The organism is Enterococcus rivorum (assembly GCF_001742285.1).
Lineage (GTDB): Bacteria > Bacillota > Bacilli > Lactobacillales > Enterococcaceae > Enterococcus_L > Enterococcus_L rivorum.
This window is the reverse complement of the sequence record NZ_MIEK01000001.1, coordinates 255,053-261,090: the sequence shown is the minus strand read 5'-3', so window position 1 is coordinate 261,090 and position 6,038 is coordinate 255,053. Positions and strand designations below refer to the sequence as shown.

The window sequence follows — 6,038 nt, the reverse complement described above, 5'->3', positions numbered from 1 at the left end:
GCCCTTTGTGAATCAATTTTTCAACCGCCAAAGTATGTTAGGAACCGCTAAAAAGATTGAAATCCTAGAGAAATACCAAGCCTTTGAAAATGCCCACAGCAATGATTTTGCGGAGGTTCAATCTGTGATATCCTCTGTAGGTGAAGGAGTCGCATTTTTAGGAACTGCTGGCAATTTTGTAGGAGGCAAAGAAGGCTATAAAAAGATAGACTTTGCTAACAAAGCATGGTATAAAACATTAAAAGCGTTCAACCAGAAACAACCAAAAATGCGGGAAGAAATTGTCATAAATACGGATGGGGAACGTCCTATTTATGAAGTCTATGTCAATGGCAAGAAAGACACGAAGAAAACCAAAGAATTACAAGAGATGTTTCGAGTGCATAATGTGGAGTTGTTTAAGGAATATGGACCTGAAATCTTTAAAATATTGATGAATTTAGATGATGTAGAAATTATTTTAGATAAAGATTCCACAACTATGCAACGTTCTTCTTCAAGTGTTTTTCTACTGTTGTCTATTTTACCACCAGATAAAGTGAAAGATTTTCTCAAAACAGCGAAGCTATTGGCAAAAGGCGAACATAGCATGGATGCCATTAAGTTAAGTGCAAAAGAATGGCAAATACTAAAAGATTTTGAAAAGTCAGCAGATACCGTTAAGACGATTGATCTAGGGAAAGATGTTTCTAAAATTAAATGGGAAAGCAAGGATTTTTCTAAAATAGGTAAAAATTATACACCTAACCAACTTACTGATAGTTTAGAATTACAAGGTTGGATGAAAACTATTGAGAATGGTGGAAGTAAAAGTGGTCCCGCTACAATTTTAGTTAATCCTGCTACGGGAGAAAAAATAAGGCTACATGGTTCTCCAGCAACTGGAAAACCATACTTTAGAGTACAAAATAAGGGTGGGAACTATATAGACGATACAGGTAAATTTCCATCTGGTGCTACTAGACAAGAAGTAAGGGATTTAACACATTTTTATTTTAATTAATGGAGGTTTTATTGTTGAAATTTGAAGATAATTTATTGACAGTACAAGATAAGTTTTATAACTATGATTTAACGGATAGCGTAATAGAGTATATTTCATTCGAAGATAATTTAAAAGATTTCAAGCTAATTGTGGATTATTTTTTTACTGAAAAGGAAGAAGAACATCTTCTTTTACTATTTAGAAATTGTACAGACCTTAATTATTCAATGTCGAAAAAAACTTATGAATTAAATGATTATGAATTAAATGTCAGTCAGTTTACACTGACTAAAGTTTTAGTTGAAGAATTAGATAAACAGATTTGTATAAAACTATTTACGATAGATGATGAAAATGAATTTTTAAAAATTGTATGTCAAGATGTGAGCTTTATTAGTGAGTAAAAACATTTATATTGTTCAGCGGGCATTAAAAAATTAGAAATTCGAAAGCTATATTTAATCGTTTTTAATGTTTTTTGATGTACAAAGTAGTTTCCGTAAAATATTACAATGAAATAAAAAGATATTAGTGCTTAAAAAGCTAATATCTTTTTTGAGAAACCCTTTGAAAATGCCCACGGCAATGATTTTTCGGAGGTTCAATCCGTGATATCTTCTGTAGGCGAAGGCGTAGCATTCTTAGGAACAGCAGGCAATTTTGCAGGAGGCAAAGAAGGCTATAAAAAGATAGACTTTGCTAACAAAGCATGGTATAAAACATTAAAAGCGTTTAACCAAAAACAACCAAAAATGCGGGAAGAAATTGTCATAAATACGGATGGGGAACGTCCTATTTATGAAGTCTATGTCAATGGCAAGAAAGACACGAAAAAAACCAAAGAACTGCAAGAGATGTTTCGAGTGCATAATGTGGAGTTGTTTAAGGAATATGGACCTGAAATCTTTAAAATATTGATGAATTTAGATGATGTAGAAATTATTCTAGATAAAGACTCAACCAAACTACAACGTTCTTCCTCAAGTATTTTTCTACTGTTGTCTATTTTACCACCAGATAAAGTGAAAGATTTTCTCAAAACAGCGAAGCTTCTAGCAAAAGGCGAACATAGCATGGACGCCATCAAGTTAAGTGCAAAAGAATGGCAAATACTAAAAGATTTTGAAAAGTCAGCAGATACAGTTAAGACGATGGATCGAGGGAAAGATGCTACAAAAGTAGCTAAAAATATTGAAACTCTGGATGACCTTAAAAAACTGAAAAACACGGATGTTTTTACTGATAAATCATTAAAACATGTATTTGAAGGAGAACTAACAAAACGTGGGGCTTCTGGTTATCATGTTGATACAATTGATGGTAGTATCGGGAAAATTATAGATGGCACTAAAACAGCTCCTAATAAGTATGGAGTCTATGAAGCAAAAGTAGAAGTAGATGGTGTATTGAAAGGTGGAAATGGAGGGAAATCCACTTTCTTTCCAGATGATTGGAGTTCACAAAAAGTAGTAGATTCTATTAATGAGGCATATAAAAACAGAAAATTTGAAGTTGGTTCATTTAACACATACACTGGTGTAACAAAAGAAGGATTTACTATATCAATGTTTATTGGAAAAGATGGGAAAATTATTTCCGCTTTCCCTAAATATTAAAAAAAAGAGGTGCTTTTTATGGAATATACTGTTAAACTTGAAAATCAAAAAAAAATAATTCTTTTTCCAGATGAGCGTTTTATAGGATTACAGGAAGTTTTAAATACGATTTCCCTCTATTCTATTACATTGGATGATATACTAGAAAAGATAGATTTAGTTGATTCAGGGATCGAAGAGCAAGCAGAAATTGGTACTGAGCGAGCAATTTTTGTTATTAAAAAAACAGGCGTAGAAATTTATGATTTATTTGAAGGGTTAGTAGATGATTCTGATGTATTTCCTAGCATTAATATTTCTATTACAGATTTAAAAAAGGTTATTAAAGATTATATAAATTTTGAGGTTTAAGAGCATAATCGATTGTAAGATTTCAAGCTTTGTTTACTAGGTAATTTCGATTGAGAGACCTTAGAAGTTGGTAGATGGGGATTAGATTCGGGTAAGTTAAAGTTTTAGACAAAGGTAATGTTTATATAGGAAGTTTAGATGATGGTCTGGAGATAATAATGTATCTTGGAAAAGATAGGAAAATTATTTCTGCATTTCTAAAATTTTAGAAGGAGCATAAAAAAATATGAATATCGAATATGGCATATTTGATGCAAAAGGCTTTACTAAACATCCTACAATTGGTTTTGACAAAGAATATATTGCTTTAGAAGATTTATTAAATGTAGATCACTTATCTATCACACTTGACGACATTTTAAGAGATATAAAATTGGTAGAAGATAAACATAGTTTGATTCAAAAAATTGGTAGCGAGAGAAGTCTTGCAGAAATTACAGAAAATCAGGTAACTATCTATGATTTATTTGAAGATATGGTAGATGAAGAAGATGTTTATCCATTAGTGATTCTGTCATTAGAACAATTTAAAACGATTGTTTTGAATTGGAAACAAAAAAGAGAAGAGTTAATTAAATTAATTGATAACGATTGATAATTATACATTTAAATAGGTCTATTGGTTGCAAAATGGTTGCACCTACAAAAAATAAACCGTGAAACCCTTTAATAGCAAAGGATTCACGGTTCTTTTAATTATTCCCACTCAAAAATAAATTAGTTTTGTACAATACGTATTAGTTGAATTTACGCTATTTTAAGTGATTTGAGTTTGTTTAAAATGTACTCAATTTTAGTAGAGTGTTATCAAAGTGTTATCAATTTAATTATGAATGCTAAGAAGATAGCTTATCTAAAGTTTGTTGTTGCTTCTCAAAAGTTTCTGTTACTTTTTTTCCAAACTGCCCTTTAACAGCACCTTCTAAAGTTTGAGAGGAAGAAGACAATGCCGTTTTAGCACTTTCTATTGCTGTTTGACCTTGTTTCTCAGCCTCTTGTTTCTTAGTATGAGATTTCTGTATTTTTGCTGAACCAATCGCTTGGACACGTATTTTCTCTAAATTCTTTTTTAACTCTTTTAATAGTTTTTTTGCGAGTTCTTCCAACGTAGTAAACCCTTATTCTCCATCTGTTTTCTGAAGATCCTTTCGATAGTCTTGTTCAAGTTCTTCTTGTTGAAGATAAACTTGTTTTTTCGCTCTTGATAGCTCCTCATGATAGTCATTTTCTATTTGCATAATTGCCTGTCTTGCACGATCAAAGGGTTCACTATCTACAGCTGACTGTTGAACAATACGATAAATATCTGACAATGTTTCTTGGATCAACTGTTCTCCTTTTCGTTGCGTACTTTTTAGAATATCTTCATCCTCTTCTAGTGTACGGCGTTTTCGCTGATAATCTGCTGTCATCTGTTCTTCTTTCATGTTTTCGCTCCTTTTTAAGACCGTAGTTGTTGAGCTAATTGCTGATCTAGTTGAACAAGTTCATTAATTTTACTTTTAATTTCTTTAGATAATGACTCGAATTTTTCATCCATCGTTTTTGCTTTATTGATTTTTTGCTGAAAAAATTCTGTTGGTTCCCCTACTATTCGCTGTTCAGTGGCACCTACTGCGGATAAACTATCCTTCATTTCATTATCAGATAATTCCTCTAGCTGAGCGCGTGCTTCCCTTAACGTTTCTTGCCAAATCTCTTCCGCCTCTGTAATTGCATTCTGATACACTTTTATAGCATTTGCCATTGCATTTTGATAAGCAGATCGCCCAGTATTAACAGCTAATAATGCTTGTTGGTCGTCCAAATAGATTTTTTCATTTTTCGAAAGAGCTCCACCACTAGTTGTTAGTTTTGCTTTTAATTGGTCTAACATTGTCAATTGAGCTAAAAATCCACGCATAATAAAATGGCTTTGCTGAATCATTGCTCCTTCAGAATTTCCCAAACTATCGGGGATTTTTAATTGCCCTGTTTTTTCATCAAAGTCCCAACTTTCTAATTTATGACTATTGCCATCTACCCAAACAATTGTACCAAAATCATCACTATTTCCCCAACGAGTATTAAAATCGTTCCATTTTGTTACATCATCATTCTTTTGTCGATAATTCAAAAATAAATGAGGATTCTCTTTCATGAATTTTTCTTCTGCTTCCGTTAACGAGCCGTATTGGAACCACCCACTAAATACCGTTGTAGGAATACCAAAATGAGCGCCAACTTTCAACATATAAGCAGACTGTGAATACCCTGATAACTGATTAATTGTCCAATCTGGGTGATTAGAAATAAGGTCACCAACATACTTTAAAGCCACGTCATCTTGAGGGGAGCCATTCGGAGATAGTCCTTTTGCAGCAGATTTAAGATCTTTGTTGTCACTAGGATAAGTTCCAGCAGCAACAACTGTTACTTGTGATACATCGGGAACACCATTTACTATTGGCGCTACTGCCATTCCTTGAAATCCATAATCGCCGTCTTTTACTGATAATACTTTAAATTTTTGGGCACCTGCGGTAAGGCTATTCCTTTCATTTTCCTTCAAATCTTTATCAGCTTTATCTGTATATTGAATTTTATTCCCATTATCTTTGTAATTTGGATCCACCCTATAAACCCGATTATTTAAATCTCTTAATTCTTCTTCTGTTGCCATTATAAACTCACCTCTGTTCCATTAGAAAAGGTAACTTTTATTTTGTTTTCTGTAGTACCTATTTCAAATTCAGAACCTCCATCATATGATCTAAGAGTTTTTGATTTATTGTTTAGAGACATACTGACCCCAATCTCTGAATTTACGCCATAACTAGTTGATAATTTAACCATCACCTCTGTATAACCTGTTAATGTATTTTCGCCGTATTCCTCAGAAAACTCAACTTTTGTCACATTCGCAAAAGTATTTTTAATTTGTTTCGCCGTAATTGTTTCCATTCTTACCATTTCTTGTTCTTTTCGTTCTGCTTCGTTTTGTTTAAACCACATGAACCCAACACCTCCAATTAGTATAAGTAAAATTAAACCAATAAACCAAGTTTTCTTTTTCAAAGTATCACACTCCTCAATGTATCAAGTTA

Annotated in this window: 8 protein-coding genes and 1 pseudogene; 5 read left to right on the top strand and 4 right to left on the bottom strand. The window is 32.6% G+C overall.

Annotated elements, in window-relative coordinates:
• From BCR26_RS01240 to BCR26_RS01220, 5 genes and pseudogenes are all read left to right on the top strand, one after another.
• A pseudogene (locus BCR26_RS01240) lies at positions 1-1,003 on the top strand (hypothetical protein); the annotation flags it as partial.
• Positions 1,004-1,017: 14 nt separating this feature from the next.
• Entirely contained in the window at positions 1,018-1,389 is a 372-nt protein-coding gene (locus BCR26_RS01235; RefSeq protein WP_069697129.1) for a hypothetical protein, read from the top strand.
• 204 nt (positions 1,390-1,593) lie between these two features.
• Positions 1,594-2,601, top strand: a complete 1,008-nt coding sequence (locus tag BCR26_RS01230) for an EndoU domain-containing protein (protein WP_069697128.1) — start codon at positions 1,594-1,596, stop codon at positions 2,599-2,601.
• A gap of 18 nt (positions 2,602-2,619) precedes the next feature.
• Positions 2,620-2,952: a hypothetical protein gene (locus tag BCR26_RS01225; protein WP_069697127.1), complete on the top strand. Its 333-nt coding sequence runs from the start codon at positions 2,620-2,622 to the stop codon at positions 2,950-2,952.
• A gap of 226 nt (positions 2,953-3,178) precedes the next feature.
• Positions 3,179-3,547, top strand: a complete 369-nt coding sequence (locus tag BCR26_RS01220) for a hypothetical protein (RefSeq protein ID WP_069697126.1) — start codon at positions 3,179-3,181, stop codon at positions 3,545-3,547.
• Between the two features lie 241 nt (positions 3,548-3,788).
• On the opposite strand, the gene BCR26_RS01215 is transcribed toward BCR26_RS01220, so the two are convergent.
• The 4 genes from BCR26_RS01215 to BCR26_RS01200 are packed head-to-tail and all read right to left on the bottom strand — an operon-like array spanning position 3,789 to position 6,009.
• On the bottom strand, positions 3,789-4,058 hold the full coding sequence (locus tag BCR26_RS01215) for a hypothetical protein (RefSeq protein WP_069697125.1): 270 nt from the start codon (positions 4,056-4,058) through the stop codon (positions 3,789-3,791).
• Positions 4,059-4,070: 12 nt separating this feature from the next.
• Positions 4,071-4,379, bottom strand: coding sequence for a hypothetical protein (locus BCR26_RS01210; protein WP_069697124.1), 309 nt, complete (start codon positions 4,377-4,379; stop codon positions 4,071-4,073).
• A gap of 14 nt (positions 4,380-4,393) precedes the next feature.
• A complete protein-coding gene (locus BCR26_RS01205) occupies positions 4,394-5,614 on the bottom strand; it encodes an ATP synthase subunit B family protein (RefSeq protein WP_069697123.1) in 1,221 nt (406 codons plus the stop codon).
• Positions 5,614-6,009 carry a hypothetical protein gene (locus tag BCR26_RS01200; protein WP_069697122.1) on the bottom strand — a complete coding sequence of 132 codons (396 nt, stop codon included), beginning with the start codon at positions 6,007-6,009 and terminating at the stop codon, positions 5,614-5,616. The genes BCR26_RS01205 and BCR26_RS01200 overlap by 1 nt, the downstream gene beginning before the upstream one ends.
• Positions 6,010-6,038: the final 29 nt, after the last annotated feature.